Genomic DNA, 16,537 nt, shown 5'->3' with positions numbered 1-16,537 from the left:
GCCAGCAGTGATCAATCGATCGGCGCTGTTTTCTACTGGCGTGCGAACCTACCCGTTATCAGTACCGAGCCTTCGACCACGCAGAAGAACACAACGTCCATATGACTGGCCCCCCTGGCATCGCTGCATGCGCTGACTCGGTCAGGTCTATCCGAAGCATGGATCCCGACCCGTAGATCTAAAAGCTTACGGGTTGTGGAGGAAGTGTCAACAGCTCGCTGACCTGCAGTTTTGAGTGTTTCCGCAGGTCAGGGCCATAACGGTTATGGGACAGCTATTTTTCCATCCGATGGATCAAGCTATGTCTCCCAGTTCACCGCTGGAGAACAGTAGTCGGCCGTGGTGAACGGTCTGCAGGCAGCGCGGTTCACGGCCTGTGTCCAGCGCCGGCAGGAGTGGAGTACCCGCTCTTGGATCGGTACTCCAGGATTGAACCCTGCTGTCGGGCGTCTGGACCATGAGCTCGTCCACTTCCCAGATGGCGTAAGACGCCGGCGCGCCAGGAACAAGTTGCCCCAGCAAAGGATGTCCTGCCCCCGCTGCACGCCACCCTGCCCGTGTATGTGCTATGAAGGCGGCCCGGGCCGAGATTCGTTCGGCCGGACTGAAGTGGTTGATGGAAGCGCGGATCGACTGCCAGGGCGACACGCGCGTTACTGGCGAATCGGAACCGAGGCAAACTGGTATGCCCTGTCCCAGCATGCTGCCCACACGGTTCATCGGGCGATAGCGGGCACTGCCCAGACGTTGCTCATACAACCCGCCTGATGCGCCCCACAGGGCGTCAAACCCTGGCTGCGCGCTGACCGTGATCCCGAAGTGGGCGAGGCTGCTGATCGCGCCGTCGTCTGCCATTTCTACATGTTCCAGGCGATGGCGTGCACCTCTTACCTTCTCTAAGCCATGTGCGGCCGCAGTCTTCTCAAGACCGGCAAGAACGGTATCGAGTCCTTCGTCCCCGATGACATGAAAGCCGGCCTGCACCCCTGCCGACGTAGCTGCGCCAAGGTGAGCCGCGACGTCGTCAGCCTGCAGAAAAGCGGTTCCGCAGGAACGTGGAGCATCCGCATAGGGCACCCGCATGCGGGCGGTATGCGAGCCAATTGAGCCGTCGACGTTCAGGTCGCCGCCCAGACCGAGAACGCGCCCGTCGAATTCGTCGAGAATCGCCCGCAGTTCGTCCTCGGATCCGGCAGCCTGCCCCCAGTAGGCGAGGACCTCGGGGAAACCACCGTCTAGCGACAGTAGGGACAGGACATCCTCCCGCGGGGCGATGTGAGGAGCCGCCATCTCGACGACCGCAACGATGCCAACGGACGCAGCCGCGCCCAGCGCCACACGCTGCAGGTCCTCCCTTTCGGGCACGCTCAGTGCACGTACAGCCGTCCGCACAGCGAAGTGGGCGTCACGGACAACGAACCCGTCATCCCAGCCGTCAAGGGCGGAGAGCGAGAGTTTATGCGCGAGCGAAGCGGACACGACGGCCGAATGCACGTCTGCACGAACCAGGTAGACGTCACGTCCCTTCGACGCATTCTCAAGCTCGAGCGCAGACGGTGGCCGACGTTCGGGCCAGCGTGACTCGTCCCACCCATTGCCCAGTATCGTTCCAGTCGAGGTCTCGGCAGCACGCGCTACCAACTCGAGTAGTGCATCGAGGCTATTGACCTGGGTTAGATCCAGGGAGGTGAGCGCAAGTCCCGTCTCCGTGGTGTGAACGTGGGAGTCAACGAAACCCGGCGCGATGAGGGCACCCTGCAGATCCACCACCAACATGCTGCTGTCCGCCAGGGCGGCCGCGGCATGCTCGGAGCCAACCCACGCAACGGTATCGCCGATTACCAGCATGGCGGTTGCGAAAGGATCAGCTGCGCTATAGACGGATCCATTACGGTATAGGACGGGCATAGGGTTGGGACTGGGCACGGCTGACGCAGCTTTCAGGTAGGGAGACGGTTACTCGGTGACGGCGGAGTACGCTACAACACCGCGACGGATCAGGTCGATCGAATCAAGGCACCGGCGTCGGAAGCCGGCCGGAAGATCGGGAACCTTGGCCAGCTGATCAATGAGATCAATCACCTGCTTGGCCCAGCGCACAAAATCGCCTGCGGCCAGTTCCGTGCCCTGCAGGGCGTTCTGCAGCCCCCTGCCGCGTGCCCACTTGTACATCGGCCACATCAGGCCGAAGTCAGGCTCGCTCGTGACAGCGAGGCGGTGCTGTTCTTCGAAGTCGGTAAGGCGGGACCACTGCCGAATGACGACGTCGATCGAGGTCTCCAGCGAAACACTCGGCATCCGTGGGCGAAGTCCGCGCTCCTCCCGTTTGGCCTGATACACGAGGGCCGAGGCGAGGGCAGCGAGCTCAGCCGCCTCGAGGTCTTCGAACGCGCCGTGCTGCAGCGACAGGGCGATCAGTAGATCTTTCTCGCCGTAGATGCGCCGGAGATTTTGCCCTGCCGGTGTGATCGTGAGCCCCTGGTCCTCGTCCGGCTGCAGGTAGCCGTACTCGAGCAGCACCTCTGAAACCCGGTCGAAGATCTTCGCGATGGTATTGGTGCGGCCCTGGATCTGCTGAGCCAGCCTGTCGGTTTCCCGGCGCAGCTTCCACCAGCGTTCAGCCCACCGCGCATGGTTCTCCCGGTCACTGCAGCCATGGCATGGGTGCGCCCGAAGGCGTCCCCTCAGCTCCGCGATAGCCTTTTCCTGACGGTCGGTACCGGCGGTCGCGAATGCCCGGGTACGTCGCGTGGTCGGTGGTCGGTTCTCGTTCAGCGCATTGCGAAGTGATGCGGCGAGGTCGCGGCGGTCCTTCGGCTTGCGGGCATCAAATTGCTTGGGTATCCGAACTCGCGAGAGGACCTCCACCGGCCCATCCAGGTCCTGGACCCCGAGGCGGCGAACATGCTTCTCCATGGTCAGCACCGTTGGACGCGGTTCACGCGAGGAATCCCCCGCCAGGACTACAGCGAAGCCCGCGATCCTGCCTGCGGGAACATCGATGACGTCCCCGGGGCGAAGCGACTCAAGCGACTCAGCGGCCGCGCTCCGCAAGCTCCGGGCGCCGGCCTTTGATGCAGCCGTTTCCAGATCCGACAGTTCACGCCGAATGCCCGAGTACTCCGAGAAATCTCCCAGATGGCAGGTCATCGACTCTGCATAACCCTGCAAGGATTCTTCCCTGGCGCGGACCTGCCGTGCCAGGCCAACCACCGATCGGTCTGCCTGAAACTGGGCAAACGAGGTCTCCAGGATCTCCCTCGTGCGGTGCTGCCCGAACTGTGAGATGAGGTTGACACTCATGTTGTAGGTCGGCCGGAAGCTCGAGTTCAGCGGATAGGTGCGCCGGGAGGCCAACCCGGCCACGGCGCCCGGATCTGTCCCGGGTCGCCACAGCACTACCGCGTGTCCTTCGACGTCGATTCCCCGGCGTCCGGCGCGGCCGGTGAGCTGTGTGTACTCCCCCGCCGTGATGTTCACATGGGATTCTCCGTTGAACTTATCGAGCTTCTCCAGGACAACCGAGCGCGCCGGCATGTTGACGCCGAGTGCGAGTGTCTCCGTCGCGAAAACTGCCTTTACAAGCCCCTCCTCGAAGAGTTTCTCAACGACCTCCTTGAAGGTGGGCAGCATGCCCGCGTGGTGGGCAGCGAATCCGCGGATGAGACCTTCACGCCATGCCCAATATCCGAGTATTTCAAGGTCCTCCTCCGGGATGTCCAGCGTTGCCTCGTCAATGCGGGAACTGACGATGCTCCGCTCGTACTCCGTGGTGAGCCATAGCCCGGCATCCAGGCACTGGCTGACGGCGGCTTCGCAGCCGTTGCGCGAGAAGATGAAAGTGATTGCGGGCAGCAGGCCCTCACGATCGAGCGCCGATATGACCTGTGGTCGGTTCGCCCTGGCCACCGCGGTGTGCGGACGCTGATAGCGGTTGGGCCCTCCGCGCCCGCGCCGATTACCAGACCCCCAGCGCGCCCGCTGGTTCAGCCGGGTCTCACTGGTCGCGAGCTCCAGCAGCTCGGGGTTGACAGCGAACTTTTCCTCGGCTCCCGTTGTGCCGACCGGCGCAGCCTCATCGAATGCGACTTCCCCAGCGAAAAGATCCAGCAGCTCCTGACCGACCATGACGTGCTGCCATAGCGGAACGGGGCGGTGCTCGGATACGACGACGTCGGTATCCCCGCGCACCGTGTGCAGCCACGCGCCGAACTCTTCGGCGTTCGAGACGGTCGCGCTCAGCGACACGACTTTCACCTCGGTGGGCAGGTGAATGATCACTTCCTCCCACACGGCGCCGCGGAAACGGTCCGCGAGATAATGCACTTCGTCCATGACCACATAGCCGAGACCGGCGAGCGTATCCGAATCCGCGTACAGCATGTTCCGCAGGACCTCTGTGGTCATTACGACGACGGCGGCTTCCGGGTTGATGCTCGTGTCGCCCGTGAGCAGGCCCACCTGGTCCGCGCCGTGCACTGCTGCTAGTTCGGCATACTTCTGGTTGGACAGTGCCTTGATGGGGGTCGTGTAAAAAGCCTTGAGCCCGTTCGAGAGCGCCATGAAGATTGCGAACTCCCCAACGACGGTCTTCCCCGCCCCCGTGGGTGCCGCGACGAGCACCCCCCGGCCGGACTCAAGCGATGTGCAGGCGTCCCGTTGGAATTCATCCAGTTCAAAGCCGAGGGTTTGCTCAAACTCGTGTAGCCGGGTCTTCGCATACCGATTACGCGCCCGCGCTGCCTGGTACTGCTCGGCTGGGGTGGTCATGGTCTAAGCCTATCGGCAGGGACCCGAGGCGAGCGTCAGCGGGGGTCTCAGAGCCCTTCAAGGCTTGAGGCGCGGTCTGCGTTCGTCTCGATATCGGCGTCGCGTTCGGCATTCCTCTTCTCGCGTCGCTTGTCGTTGAGCAGGCACAGGGCTATGGCAACGAAGAAGAGCAGCAGGAGGGGGACGGCGAGGTAAAACATACTCATGGCATCGCCGCCTGGAGCCGCCATAGCGGCGAACAGGCAGACCAGGAACACTGTGATCCGCCACGATTTGAGGATCTGCTTGCCTTTGACGATTCCGACCATGTTGAGGCCAAAGAGCACGACCGGCAGCAGGAACGCAATCCCGAAGGCCAACATCAACCGGAGCATGAAGGTGATGTACACAGGAACGGTTATGAAGTTGGCGAAACCTTCAGGCGTGAAGTCCGTCAGCACACGAACGGCGCTCGGCAGGATGAGCCACGCCAGCGCGAGCCCGGCGAGGAACAGGGGAACCGCAACGGCAATGAAGCCGAGGGTTATCCGGCGTTCCTTGACCCGTAGACCTGGGGTGATGAAAGCCCACAGCTGATAGAGCCATACCGGACTTGCAATGACCAGGCCCAGGAAAACCGAGATCTGAATCATGAGGTCGAACGGAGAACCAACGCCATCGAAATTCAGTGCAGCATTGCGACCGTCAATCGTATTGATGGTTCGGATTGGCTGCGAGAGTGCTTGAAGCACCGGGTTGTAGATGAAGAAACCAATAACAGTGCCGACAACCAAAGCGATCGCGGACTTGAACAGTCTGTTACGGGCTTCCTTCAGGTGCTCTTTGAGCGCCATCCGCCCTTCAGGATTGGCGGCCTTGCGCCCTTTGACCCGTGGCATGCCTGTCAGGTGCTGGAGGAGGTGCTACCAGGCCCGGACGCACGGGGCGTTCCGTGTTGGGAATCGTGCTCCTGGGTTCCGTCCCTGCGCGGCTCGTCGACTACACGACCTTCGACCGGCGATGATCCATCGGTGTCGTTCGGGCCGTTCTCTTCCTTCATCTGGCGGACTTCCGACTTGAAGATGCGCAGAGATTGCCCCACGCTCCGGGCAAGTCCGGGAAGTTTGGGCGCACCAAACAGGAGTATCGCGATTGCGATGATGATAAGTATGTGCCAACCCTGGATCTGCATGACGGAATTCCTCTCGATGAGTCTTCTTCAAGTCTAGGTCATAAGTGGGGCAGATCACGAAGAAGTTGGGGCTGTCGGCGTAATACCCGCCGACGGACCCGCCGCTGCAACCGTGCCCAACGCCGGAGCCGGGTGTTGAGGGCGTTCTCTGCTCTCACCTCTGTGGGGGCTCTGAACACAGACGAAACGAAGTGCCGGCTCTCCGCCGTCTCCGTACCAGTGAATGAGGGAGTCAGTGCTTCTGAGGCCCGCCCGGTCTCCTCCATGAGCGCTGTGAAGCCACGGAAAAGGCGCCACGCCAGGAAACCGAAGAAGAGCAGGGAGACAGCGATGAGTGCCACCCACAGGAGAATCCATGTCCACCAGACCATGGAGCCAGCCTAACTCAGGCTTCCCCAGGCCCTGTATAGCTCTCAAGCGCGGTTTCGGTGAAGGCGACCGCCGCCCATCTGACGGCGTCCGGTGCGGCGACCACGCAGTCCCCGCCAAGACTTGCAATAAGGCCGGGGAGCCAGCCCGTGGCGGCCACCCTGATTTCGACGGCCAATCGTCCATCCGGCAGTTCAGCAGTGTGCTGCGCTGCGTACCGCTGGGCGATCCAGCGGGCGTGCGGCGCGAGAATCAGCACGACTGTTTCGTCCGCCTCGGATGGATCGAACAGCCTGGTGGCGCCGTCGTCGTGCTGTGGTCCGATAGTGGCAGGACGGTCGGTGAGGCGGGCGCTCCCAATGCGGTCAAGGCGGAAATGCCGCCGCCCTTGCGCGCTGTGGCACCATGCATCGAGATACCACACATCGTCCTGGAGGAACGTTCTCAGCGGCTCCACGAAGCGGTCTGTGATTTCATCCCGTGCCGCGACGACGTAGCTCAAGCGCAGCTGCCGCTGTTGGTCCATTGCGGTTCGGATGAGCTTCAACGTCGGCGCAACGCTGTCTTCGGTAAGGAGGGTAGCGATGGAACGGTCCGGCCGCCCAATTTCGCCAGTGGCTTCGCGGAGCTTGTTACGTGCGGACACAACCGCCGAACGCTCGGGCAGGCCCGGGAGTGCGCTGAGGGTTTCCAAACCAACAAGGAGCGCGCACACCTCGTCGAGGCCGAACCGGATAGGCTCGCTGAGCTCCTGCGGATCGCTTACGTGTATACGGCCGTCCTCGAGGTGGATATCGATTAAGCCGTCTGGGTAGTAGCGCGGCCCGCTGACGAATAACAGTTCCAGATCCCGCAGAAGCTGCGTTTCGGAAATTTTGAAGTCCCGGGCGGCTGTGGCAACGTCCACTCCAGGCTTGCCCAAAAAGTAGGGGACCAGGTCGAGCAGCCTCAGGAGCCGGTCCTCCGTCGACGCACCAGGAGACGAACCGGTGGCGGCCGGCCGGGCACTCAGGATGAACGACGGCGGTTCCTGGATGAGCGCTTCCAGGGCACCTGCAAGCCGCCCCCGGACGTCGTTCACCAGCAAGGGCGGCGCCATGGCGCGGGCATTCGGTCCAAGCGACGCAACTTCCCCGCTCGCGGCGGCTTGGTCAGAGAAGCTGTAAGTGACTCTCTGCCACCCTTCGGGACCTTCCATGATGGTTGCGCCGGGCCGTGCACGGAGGATCTGTGATGTTCCCGGTCGAATATCAACGGCAGCAATTGCGGGTGGCGAGGCGGTGTCCAGCGAAGCCAAAGAGCGCGCCATGGAAAAGTCCGCGGGGGCTTCGTAGGTGCCCTCGACAAACGTCGGTTCAGAGGTGATGCGCGTGAGCCGGAACCATCGTTCGGCCTGTCGATCCACATCGAAACCGACGAGGTACCAATGCCCGAAGCGGCTGCCCATCCCCCACGGCTGAACGGTACGCACACGTTCATCCCCAGTACTGGCAGCGCGGTAGCTGAACCTGACGCCGCGGCGGCCGGTGGTGGCGCGCCAGAGCAGATCCCAGAATGGCTCGTTCGTCTGGATTCGCGCGGCAACCGGAAGTGCCGCAGTCCCGCCAGTGTCCACTCCCCTACCACGTAGCTTGCGCAGGGCGCGTGACGCTGCAGATCCGAGGGAGGCTTCATCCCACATGCCGGCCGCCACTGTGAGGGCAGCTGATTCAGCCGGGGTGAAGCTCATCCCCGGAAGCCGGTAGTCCTCGGCGTCTATCCTGTACCGGACGTTGGCGTTGTCACTGTCGAAGAATGGATCATCGGTAAAGGACTCCACAGGTATGCCCTGCTCGCGAAGCGTGGCCTTGTCCCGGTCGAAGAGCTTCTCCCGTGCCGCTGTCGTTGGCGCCTGGGCGTACTGTTCGACCTCGCGGAACAGTTCCTCCTTGGTCCAACCCCGGCGGCCGGAAAGAAGCAGCATCACCAAGGTAAGAAGGCGTTCCGTTCGTTTCGCAGACACGATGGCTAGGATACCCGTTCCCCCTCATTGGAACGGCAACAGGGCGGGTGCTACACGTCGGTGTAGCACCCGCCCTGCGAATCCCTGCGCAAGCGTTCCGGTTATCGGACGCCCATCAGGTCCACCACGAATATGAGTGATTCTCCGGGCGCTATGGCGGACCCCGCGCCGCTGTCGCCGTAGGCGAGGTGCGGCGGGATCTCAAGGCGGCGGCGGCCACCGACCTTCATTCCCGGGATGCCCTGATCCCAGCCCTGAATGACCTGTCCCACACCGATCCTGAAATCGAGGGGCGTGCCACGGTTCCAGGAGGAATCGAACTCTTCGCCCGTCGAGAATGCAACGCCCACATAATGTGCGGACACTGTGTCTCCGGCTTGTGCCTCACGGCCGTTGCCTTCGATGAGGTCCTTGACTACGAGGTCCTCGGGCAGGTCCTGCCCAGGAAAATCGACTTCAGGCTTGTTGCGGTCATACTCTCGCGCTCCAAACGACATGGGTGCTCCTTAGTTCTGGGGTACTTTTTCGACGATCTCAACGTAGAAGGCAAGTGGCCCGGCGGGCTGGCCTTGCGCGGGAGCATCCCCGTATGCCATCTCCGACGGAATGACCAGCAGCACCTTCGCGCCCACCTTCAGACCGGAAAGGCCTTGAGTCCATCCCGGAATGACTCCACTGAGCGGGAACTCGCTCGGCTCCCCGCGCTCGAAGCTGGAATCGAACTGCTCGCCCTGCCAGCTCCATCCGGTGTAGTTTGCCGCAATTGTGTCGGCTTCGGTGACTTCCTCACCGGTACCTTCCTCGATCACCTTGACCACGAGGTCCGAGGGCGCTTCATTCTCGGGGAACTCGATCGAGGGTACACCCTCGTCGTCGAGGGTAACGGTGGGCAGCTGGCCGGCTTCCTCAAGCTCAGCCACCTCTTCCGAGGAGAGCTTCTTCGCCGGACTCTCGGCGCTGAGTACTTTGAGGACGAGCAAAGTGTTCTGGGACTGCGGCTGTTCAGGGTCCGCCGGAATGGCGAAGGCGATCTGTGAACCGACCTTCGATCCTACGAGCACTTCGTATAGGGGCGGGTAGACTTCTTTGAGTTGGTCATCGACCGGAAGTGTTTGGGGCGTGCCAGCCGCGTAGGAATCCTGAATTGGGCTGCCGTCCTCCGGGTTGAGGGACACAACGTGCACGTTGATGTTCTGACCGACCTCGATCACATCGCCGTCGCCCTCCGTCACGGTGCGCACGCCCTGTTCTGTAATCTCCAGCGGGGCGTCGAATTCAACTTCCGGTGCGGTGTCAGTTCCCGCGTCAGTAACCTCCACGGACTCAAGGGTTTCAGCGGCTCCGGCGGACTTGCCATCCTCGAAGTCTGCGGGCGTGCTGGCTCCGCCGCATGCACTGAGGAATAGCATCGCGGGCAGCAGGATAGCTAGTACTTTTCGCACGGTGGTTCTTTCAGGTGGGATGGAGAAGGATTCGCGATCGTGTCGGCCACCCTCACGGCGGCGGACTTACCTACCCTAACGGGTTGGGCGCGAAAGTTTCTCCCGGGATTGCACCGTAAAACTTAGAGATGTTCCAGCAACGCACTGACGCGCTCGTCCTCGAATGCGAAGGGATCCTTGCAGAGAATGGTCTGCTGAGCCCTGTCATTGAGCTTCAGATGGACCCAGTCCACGGTGAAGTCGCGGTTCGCTTCCTTAGCGCGCCGGACAAATTCTCCACGCAACTTGGCACGCGTCGTCTGGGGCGGAATGTCGACTGCTGCCTTGATGTCGACATCGTCAACCACGCGCTCGGTCTCGCCGCGGGCCTGCAGCATGAAGAACAGCCCGCGCCCCGGCGAGATGTCGTGGTAGGTCAGATCGAGCTGGGCGACGCGGGCCGACTCGAGGTCCAAGCCGTTCCTGTCCATATAGCGATCGAGGAGCTTCTTCTTGATCGCCCAGTCGATCTCGCGCTCAACCAGGGAATGATTGCCCGTTTCGACCGCTGTGAGCGTGCGTTCCCATAATTCCAGCACCCGCTCGAGGTGTGGTGTGTGGGCGCCCTCCGTTTCGACGAATGACCGGGCGCGGCCAAGATATTCGCGCTGGATGTCGAGCGCCGAAACACGGCGTCCGTTAGCGAGCTTCAGCGGCAGGCGGCCCGTCAGGTCGTGGGATATCTCCCGGATGCTCCTGATCGGATTCTCCAACCGGAAATCCCGCATGATCACACCGGCCTCGATCATGCGCAGAATGAGGTCCACGGAGGCCACCTTCAGCAGAGTGGTGGTCTCGGACATGTTGGAATCGCCGGCGATCACATGCAGGCGCCGATAGTACTCGGCATCCGCGTGCGGTTCATCGCGGGTGTTGATGATTGGCCTGGAGCGGGTGGTGGCCGAAGATACACCCTCCCAGATGTGGTCCGCGCGCTGGGAGAAGGCGTAGATGGAACCCGACTGAGTCTTTAGTACCTTCCCCGCGCCGACCAGCAACTGCCGCGTCACGAGGAACGGGATGAGAATATCCGAGAGGCGGGAAAACTCCAGCTTGCGCGGGATCAGATAGTTCTCGTGGGATCCGTAGGAGTTACCGGCTGAGTCCGTATTGTTCTTGAAGAGGTAGACCCGACCGTCGTAACCCTCCTGTCCAAGCTTTCGCTGAGCCTCGGTAATGAGGTCTTCCAGGATGAGCTCGCCGGCGCGGTCATGGGCGATCAGCTGCGCGACGTCGTCGCACTCGGCTGTTGCGTACTCGGGGTGGGACCCGACATCGAGGTAGAGGCGGGATCCGTTTGTGAGGAAGACATTAGAGGACCTCCCCCAGCTCACCACCTTGCGGAACAAGTAGCGGGCCACTTCCTCGGGCGATAAGGGGCGAGAGTTGGGGCCCGAGTACGCGATCCCGAACTCCGTCTCGATGCCGTAGATGCGTCTGTCCATTACGAGGAGGTCCTGTCCGTTGCCAGTACAACATCAACCTCTGCTGCCGGTAGGCGCCTGAACGCGCGCGCGCTTCCCCGGGCCGCTAAGGGATCACGGTCCAGAACGGCGACCTCCAGGGTCGCGGAATCCAGACGAGCCCGCGGCTCGCCGGAAGTCCCGGCGTCGTAGCTGAGGGAATCCACGGCCGCGCGAATGACCTGCGCGAAATCAAGCTCTGCCTCCCATCGTCCGGACAAGGCTTCAACGACCGCATCTGCCTGACCGCCCATCACAATGAAGCCGGTCTCGTCCGCGATGGAACCGTCGAAGGTCAACCGGTAGATGTGGTCCTGGCCCGGGTGAAGACCAACTTCGGCGACCGCGAGCTCAACTTCGAACGGCTTGCTCTCCGCCGTGAACACAGCGCCGAGGCTTTGCGCATACACACTGGCAAGCCCCCTTGCCGTCACGTCCTCCCGATCGTATGAGTATCCGCGAACGTCGGCGTAGCGCACTCCTGCCTGACGCAGGCTCTCAAATTCGTTGTACTTACCGACGGCCGCGAAGGCGATGCGGTCGTAGATCTCACCGAGCTTATGAAGTGACGGAGAGGGATTTTCAGCCACGAGCGCTATACCCTCCCGACAGCTGAGGACCACTACTGAGCGTCCGCGCGCGATCCCCTTGCGGGCAAAATCCGCGCGGTCCTTCATCAGCTGTTCCGGCGATACATAAAACTGTTGTGTCATGGCTACGCCTCCCGCCCTGATACCGAGCGGGAGGCGATAATCTCCTGAGCCGCCTGGGCCAGGCTGCGCTCCGGGATGCGCCTATTCCCGGCCCCGTTGACGGTGTAGACAACGGGCCATAACTGGCGAACGACGTCGGGGCCACCTGTTGCGGAGTCGTCATCTGCCGCATCGTAGAGCGCTTCGACTGCTACCTTCACGGCCTCATCCTCGCCGAGGTTCGGCTTCCAGAGTTTCTTCAGGGCTCCCCGGGCGAAGACGGATCCGGAGCCCACCGAGTGGTGCTCCTGTTCCTCGTAACGGCCGCCGGTCACGTCGTAGGAGAAGAGCCGGCCGATCCTGCGGGTGGTGTCGAATCCCGCGAAGAGGGGAACGACTGCGAGGCCCTGCAGGGCGAGCGGCAGATTGGCCCGAACCATGGCGGCCAGACGATTGGCCTTGCCATCCAGGCTCATGCGGGTACCCTCGATCTTCTCGTAATGCTCAAGTTCAACCTGAAACAGCCGAGTGACATCAAGGGCGATCCCGGCGCTGCCGGCAATGCCGAGAACCGAGAACATGTCGGCCGGAAAGACCTTCTCGATATGGCGGCTCGCGATCACGTTTCCCATGGTGGCCCTGCGATCTCCGGCCATAAGAACGCCGCCCGCATAGGTCAGCGAGACGATGGTAGTGGCGTGTGGGGCCAGTTCGGTGCTGCTGCCGGACCCGTTGCTTCCCACGTTACGTGCCGAGGGCAGGGCCGTTGGATTCTGGGAAGCTATGTAGTCGGAAAAGGAGGTGGATGCCGCCCGGCCGATGGCCGCAGCGGCGTCTTCCGGCAGCATGCGTTACTGTCCGCCCTTCTGTACGAATCCGCGAACGAATTCCTCGGCGTTCGATTCAAGGACGCCGTCGATCTCATCGAGGAGATCATCGACGCCTTCGGTCTGGGTGGTCTCCTGGGGCTGGCCGGCCGACTCCGGAGGCGTTGGATCCTGCTCTGCCTCCTCCTGATCTTGCGGGCGTGATCCGGTATTCCGCTGATCCTGTGTTGCCATGGTGAGAGCCCTTCTCTTCGGCCTGTTATCCGCTACTTCTATGGTGCCATGCTGGGTTCCGGACCGCCCTGCAGCCGGGAGACAAATTCCTCAGCCGTCCGCGAACCCGCGAACAGTTCCTCCGTCAGTTCGGCTGTACCACGCAGGGGCTCACGGGTCTGGATTCGCTGGAGCCGCCGCTGGGACGGCAGCTCGAATATAATCGAATCCCAGCTCGCCCCAACCACCTCCTTGGGGAAGCGCGAGATGCAGTGACCTCGGAAGTACGCCCGCGTGTCGCGAGGGGGCTCGCTGACAGCGCGGACGACGTCGTCGTCGGTGATGAGCCGCTCCATCGCACCCCTGGCCGCCAGCCGGTAGTAGATGCCCTTCCCGGGGCGAAGATCCGCGTACTGGAGGTCCACCAGCGCGAGTCGTGGATCTTTCCAATCCAACGCGTCGCGGTCCCGGTAGGCCTGCAAGACTTTCAGCTTGGCGATCCAGTCCACCTGCCGTGCGCCATCCATTGGGTCGCCGCGCAGGACGTCCAGCAACGTCCCCCAGCGTTGAAGAATATCCGCTGTCTGCGGGTCCGTTGAACCCTGCGTAGCCACTGCCTTGCTCGCTGCCTCGAAGTAGATCGCCTGCAGGTCGACAGCGGTGACCTGGCGCCCGTCCGTCAAACGGATCAGATGGCGCAGGGACGGATCATGGCTCACTGCCTGCAGTTCGCGTACCGGATCGGCTACTTCCGGGACCGGCACAAGTTCCTGCTCAATGAGTGAAAGCACCAGTGACGTGGTTCCAAGCTTGAGGTAGTTCGATACCTCACTGAGATTCGCGTCGCCGATGATGACGTGCAACCGGCGATACTTCTCCGCCACGGCATGCGGCTCATCGCGGGTATTAATGATGGGACGCCGGACGGTGGTCTCCAGGCCCACCTCGTTCTCAAAGAAGTCGGCCCGTTGGCTGAGTTGGAAACCCGGCTGCTGGTTAAGCGCGCCGATGCCCACCCTGCCTGCACCACAGATCACTTGCCGGGAAACGAAGAACGGAATCAGCGCAGCAGCGATCCTGTTGAAGGGAACCGCGCGGGGCACCAGGTAGTTCTCGTGGGAACCATAGGACACGCTCTTGCTATCCGTGTTGTTTTTGTACAGGTTGACGGGCGAGAACCCCGGGGTGGAGGCGATACGCTGCATCGCCCGCTGCACGACGACGTCGCCCGCCCGGTCCCAGCGCACGGCATCCAGCGGGCTGGTCACCTCCGGAGAGGAGTACTCGGGGTGCGCGTGGTCGACGTAGAGCCGCGCCCCGTTGCCGAGAACAAGGTTCATCAGGACTGTGGCGTCTTCGGAGGGATCGCTCAGCCCCTGGTCCACGAGGGCGATCTGCTCAGCAGACAACACCGGCGCTTCATCAGTCAGCTGGCTGGGGTCCGCGGCCAATCGCCCCATCTGCCAGCCACGGGCATCGGACAGCGGTGCTTCATCGGTGTAGTCCCAGCGCGTTCCGGTGAGGTTCCCCAGCCCTTCGCGCAAGGTTGCTGCGTACGCATTGACCACCTGGGTGGAAAGTACCGTTGCATTGGCGTCTGCCACTCCAGGGGCGATGATGCCGTATTCGGTCTCCGTGCCCATGACCCGGTGCACCGTCAATGGCGTCCCGTCGCGCCTGGCGGGACTTGGCGCGTGTGAATTCTCTGTCAAAGATATTGTCCTGTATTGGCCGTAGTCTCGATGGTCTTCCCTGGCTCCTGGCCCGCCTTACCCTGCACAATCGTGCGGATGTACGTGATCCTCTCACCCTTCTTGCCTGAGATCCGTGCCCAGTCATCGGGGTTCGTGGTGTTGGGAAGATCTTCGTGCTCACGGAATTCATCCACGACGGCCTGCAGCAGATGCTCGATGCGCAGGCCCTTCTGTCCATCGAGCAGCAGATCCTTGATGGCATTTTTCTTCGCGCGGTCCACCACGTTCTGGATGACTGCTCCCGAGTTGAAATCCTTGAAATACAGCATCTCCGTGTCGCCATTGGCATAGGTGACTTCGAGGTACTCATTGGACTTCTCCGTGGAGTACATCTTCTCCACAGTGCGATCAACCATCGCCTGGATGGTCGCCGGAACGCTGCCACCGTATTCAGCCAGGTCATCGCGATGCAGCGGCAGGTCATCGGTGATGTACTTCGCAAAAATCTCCGCGGCGCCCTCCGCATCGGGACGGTGAATCTTGATCTTGACGTCCAGCCTCCCCGGCCGCAGTATCGCAGGATCGATCATGTCCTCGCGGTTGGAAGCTCCGATGACAATCACGTTCTCCAGCTTCTCGACACCGTCGATCTCACTGAGCAGCTGCGGAACAATGGTGGTCTCGACATCGGAGGACACACCGGTTCCCCGGGTGCGGAACAGCGAATCCATCTCATCGAAGAAAACAACCACAGGCGAGCCGTCCGATGCCTTCTCACGTGCCCTCGCAAAGATGAGTCGGATATGCCGCTCCGTCTCCCCGACATACTTGTCGAGCAGTTCGGGCCCCTTGATGTTTAGGAAGTAGCTACGCGTCTCCTCGGATCCGGTACGCTCTATGGCCCGCGCAGCTAGTGAATTGGCCACGGCCTTCGCGATCAGGGTTTTGCCGCACCCGGGCGGGCCGTAGAGAAGAATGCCCTTCGGGGCTTTGAGACCATGTTCCCGGTACAGGTCCGGGTGCAGGAACGGAAGCTCCACGGCATCGCGGATCTGCTCGATCTGCGGACCCAACCCTCCGATGTCTTCATAGGCAATGTCCGGCACTTCCTCAAGCACCAGGTTTTCCACTTCGCTCCGCGCGATCTTCTCGAGCGCGTAGCCGGTCCGGTTGTCAACCGACAGGGCATCACCGACCCTGATCCGCTCCAACTGGAGCGGTCCGCTCAACCGGACAACGCGTTCCTCATCGGCCCGGCCGATCACCAGTACGCGGTCCTTACCGAGCAACTCCTTGATTGTGACGAGTTCACCCGTGCGTTCGAATGAGAGGGCCGCAACGATGGTCAGCGATTCATTCAGCAGCACTTCCTGACCGGGCATCAATTGTTCGACGTTGACGAGCGGACTGACGGAAACCCGGAGTTTGCGGCCGGACTGAAAGATGTCGGCGCTGTCCTGGAGTGCCGCTTGGGCCCCGCTGCCTGGCACCGCCGATCCTCTGGCGTTCACCTGGATGATTGTTGCGAAGCTGAAGGGCGTGGCGCCCTCTTTCTCAAGCGCCGCTTTCAACCGGATGATTTCGGTCCGCGCGTTTTCAAGCGCCGAGACCAACTTGGCATTGTTTGAGGTGGCGGAGGCGAGCTGCCGGTCGATATGCCGCAGCTTGTCGCGGAGGACGTTGAGCTGGCGTTGGGCGACCGCGAGCTGGCTGTCCGTATTCGCGCGGGCCGGATCCGGCGCAGGTTGCCCGGTTCCGGAGCCGTTATCTGCTGTATCCAACGTCATCGCCACCTTCACCGTTGTCTGATGCTTGCTCTTTGACCATAGCGCAGAGGGGATCGGATTACGGCGAA

The 16,537-nt window shown here is 62.1% G+C and carries 14 protein-coding genes; all 14 read right to left on the bottom strand.

What is annotated here, in order from left to right; translation table 11 throughout:
* Window positions 1–294: 294 nt before the first annotated feature.
* On the bottom strand, window positions 295–1,908 hold the full coding sequence (locus tag BJ994_RS07275) for an amidohydrolase (protein WP_167992939.1): 1,614 nt from the start codon (window positions 1,906–1,908) through the stop codon (window positions 295–297).
* A 48-nt stretch (window positions 1,909–1,956) separates the two neighbouring features.
* A complete protein-coding gene (locus tag BJ994_RS07270) occupies window positions 1,957–4,770 on the bottom strand; it encodes a DEAD/DEAH box helicase (protein ID WP_167992937.1) in 2,814 nt (937 codons plus the stop codon).
* 47 nt (window positions 4,771–4,817) lie between these two features.
* Window positions 4,818–5,648, bottom strand: coding sequence for a twin-arginine translocase subunit TatC (gene tatC / locus BJ994_RS07265; protein WP_167992934.1), 831 nt, complete (start codon window positions 5,646–5,648; stop codon window positions 4,818–4,820).
* A 5-nt stretch (window positions 5,649–5,653) separates the two neighbouring features.
* Window positions 5,654–5,941 carry a Sec-independent protein translocase subunit TatA gene (tatA, locus tag BJ994_RS07260; protein WP_167992932.1) on the bottom strand — a complete coding sequence of 96 codons (288 nt, stop codon included), beginning with the start codon at window positions 5,939–5,941 and terminating at the stop codon, window positions 5,654–5,656.
* A 38-nt stretch (window positions 5,942–5,979) separates the two neighbouring features.
* Window positions 5,980–6,312 (bottom strand): hypothetical protein, encoded by a 333-nt coding sequence (locus BJ994_RS07255; RefSeq protein ID WP_167992929.1) that lies wholly within the window; start codon window positions 6,310–6,312, stop codon window positions 5,980–5,982.
* A 14-nt stretch (window positions 6,313–6,326) separates the two neighbouring features.
* Window positions 6,327–8,312, bottom strand: a complete 1,986-nt coding sequence (locus BJ994_RS07250; protein WP_167992927.1) for a WYL domain-containing protein — start codon at window positions 8,310–8,312, stop codon at window positions 6,327–6,329.
* Between the two features lie 101 nt (window positions 8,313–8,413).
* Window positions 8,414–8,809, bottom strand: coding sequence for an FKBP-type peptidyl-prolyl cis-trans isomerase (locus BJ994_RS07245; RefSeq protein WP_167992924.1), 396 nt, complete (start codon window positions 8,807–8,809; stop codon window positions 8,414–8,416).
* A gap of 9 nt (window positions 8,810–8,818) precedes the next feature.
* Complete coding sequence (locus BJ994_RS07240; RefSeq protein ID WP_167992922.1) at window positions 8,819–9,754, bottom strand: FKBP-type peptidyl-prolyl cis-trans isomerase; 936 nt, start codon at window positions 9,752–9,754, stop codon at window positions 8,819–8,821.
* 122 nt (window positions 9,755–9,876) lie between these two features.
* Complete coding sequence (pafA, locus tag BJ994_RS07235) at window positions 9,877–11,238, bottom strand: Pup--protein ligase (protein ID WP_167992919.1); 1,362 nt, start codon at window positions 11,236–11,238, stop codon at window positions 9,877–9,879.
* The gene (gene prcA / locus BJ994_RS07230) at window positions 11,238–11,969 is read right to left on the bottom strand and encodes a proteasome subunit alpha (protein ID WP_167992918.1); all 732 of its coding nucleotides are present in this window, start codon (window positions 11,967–11,969) and stop codon (window positions 11,238–11,240) included. Before prcA ends, pafA begins: the two co-directional genes overlap by 1 nt.
* 2 nt (window positions 11,970–11,971) lie before the next feature.
* Window positions 11,972–12,793, bottom strand: a complete 822-nt coding sequence (prcB, locus tag BJ994_RS07225) for a proteasome subunit beta (protein WP_425339405.1) — start codon at window positions 12,791–12,793, stop codon at window positions 11,972–11,974.
* Window positions 12,794–12,799: 6 nt separating this feature from the next.
* Entirely contained in the window at window positions 12,800–13,009 is a 210-nt protein-coding gene (locus BJ994_RS07220) for a ubiquitin-like protein Pup (RefSeq protein WP_167992914.1), read from the bottom strand.
* 38 nt (window positions 13,010–13,047) lie between these two features.
* Complete coding sequence (gene dop / locus BJ994_RS07215) at window positions 13,048–14,631, bottom strand: depupylase/deamidase Dop (RefSeq protein ID WP_167995910.1); 1,584 nt, start codon at window positions 14,629–14,631, stop codon at window positions 13,048–13,050.
* A gap of 65 nt (window positions 14,632–14,696) precedes the next feature.
* On the bottom strand, window positions 14,697–16,469 hold the full coding sequence (gene arc / locus BJ994_RS07210) for a proteasome ATPase (RefSeq protein ID WP_167992911.1): 1,773 nt from the start codon (window positions 16,467–16,469) through the stop codon (window positions 14,697–14,699).
* Window positions 16,470–16,537 lie beyond the last annotated feature (68 nt).

The organism is Arthrobacter pigmenti, assembly GCF_011927905.1.
Lineage (GTDB): Bacteria > Actinomycetota > Actinomycetes > Actinomycetales > Micrococcaceae > Arthrobacter_D > Arthrobacter_D pigmenti.
This window is presented reverse-complemented; position numbering and strand designations above follow the sequence as displayed.

Excerpts from the sequence above, each read along its gene's own strand:
- tatA (WP_167992932.1), bottom strand. The coding sequence starts at position 5,941 with ATGCAGATCCAGGGTTGGCACATACTTATCATCATCGCAATCGCGATA.
- dop (WP_167995910.1), bottom strand. The coding sequence starts at position 14,631 with ATGGGCACGGAGACCGAATACGGCATCATCGCCCCTGGAGTGGCAGAC.
- BJ994_RS07255 (WP_167992929.1), bottom strand. The coding sequence starts at position 6,312 with ATGGTCTGGTGGACATGGATTCTCCTGTGGGTGGCACTCATCGCTGTC.
- prcA (WP_167992918.1), bottom strand. The coding sequence starts at position 11,969 with ATGACACAACAGTTTTATGTATCGCCGGAACAGCTGATGAAGGACCGC.
- arc (WP_167992911.1), bottom strand. The coding sequence starts at position 16,469 with ATGACGTTGGATACAGCAGATAACGGCTCCGGAACCGGGCAACCTGCG.
- BJ994_RS07220 (WP_167992914.1), bottom strand. The coding sequence starts at position 13,009 with ATGGCAACACAGGATCAGCGGAATACCGGATCACGCCCGCAAGATCAG.
- tatC (WP_167992934.1), bottom strand. The coding sequence starts at position 5,648 with ATGCCACGGGTCAAAGGGCGCAAGGCCGCCAATCCTGAAGGGCGGATG.
- BJ994_RS07245 (WP_167992924.1), bottom strand. The coding sequence starts at position 8,809 with ATGTCGTTTGGAGCGCGAGAGTATGACCGCAACAAGCCTGAAGTCGAT.
- pafA (WP_167992919.1), bottom strand. The coding sequence starts at position 11,238 with ATGGACAGACGCATCTACGGCATCGAGACGGAGTTCGGGATCGCGTAC.
- BJ994_RS07270 (WP_167992937.1), bottom strand. The coding sequence starts at position 4,770 with ATGACCACCCCAGCCGAGCAGTACCAGGCAGCGCGGGCGCGTAATCGG.
- BJ994_RS07275 (WP_167992939.1), bottom strand. The coding sequence starts at position 1,908 with ATGCCCGTCCTATACCGTAATGGATCCGTCTATAGCGCAGCTGATCCT.